General features: G+C 42.5%; 1 protein-coding gene. It reads right to left on the reverse strand.

Translation table 11 applies throughout. The features are described 5' to 3' along the window. The coding region (locus CRT24_RS15680; RefSeq protein ID WP_144034597.1) for a transposase at positions 1 to 530 on the reverse strand (530 nt) is incomplete at its 3' end. Positions 531 to 914 lie beyond the last annotated feature (384 nt).

Genomic DNA, 914 nt, shown 5'->3' on the forward strand with positions numbered 1-914 from the left:
GAAAGGACCGAAGCGATGTTCGCCTCCAGCTTTACCTTGTTCTTCTCGATCGATCTCTTCCAAACGAAGGTATAGCGACCGGCGGCCGATTCGATCTTGGTACCATCTACATACTGGACTTTCAGGCTGACATACTCCATKTCATGCAGCATCCGAACGATACTGGCAAACAGCTCCTGTATCTGTCCCTTAAGACGCTTTCCCCTGAAATAATTGATCGTACGGTAATCCGGCGTACTGTTGCCCGAAAGCCACATGAAATGGATGTTCTCGTGCAGGGCGCGMTCGATCTTGCGGCAAGAATAGATATTGCTCAGATACGCGTAGAACAGTACCTTGATGAGCATCCTGGGATGGAAACTGGTCGTGCCTCCGCCTTTATACTGACGGATGATATGTTCCAGATCCAACTGGTCAACAACCTGACTCACCAAACGAACCGGATGGTTCAAGGGGATACGGTCTAAAATATTCTCAGGAAAAAGACTCGGACTATTGGATGGAAGMGCTTTGAATTGTATGTTTGCCATATTGTTTTTTGGGTGCACCTTAAGATACAAAATCTTGAGGACAAAAAACAGAAAAACCCCGCCATTTTTTAATGACGGGGTTATTTTTTWAAGAGACCTTTTTAGATTCTGTGTTAATATACAAGTCAATTTTATCTTTTTTTTGTAATTTCGGGTTTTAGGCGGTCTATTGCCAGCCTGTTTAGGGTAGCCGTTTTTGGCCGCCCTAATTTGTATCTACTTTTTCGTTCTGATACTTTTGGAGATGGTATTGTGGATCATACCGCTGTTCGTTTTTATAAATTATAAACATCAGCTCTAGAAGTTTCCTTTGCACAGCTACTGCTGCTTTCATTTTGATGCCATTTCTTGAAACAAGCCTTGTAAATGTATTAGAATAATGTT

The sequence above is a fragment of the Sphingobacterium sp. 1.A.5 genome, assembly GCF_002734235.1.
Taxonomy (GTDB): domain Bacteria; phylum Bacteroidota; class Bacteroidia; order Sphingobacteriales; family Sphingobacteriaceae; genus Sphingobacterium; species Sphingobacterium daejeonense.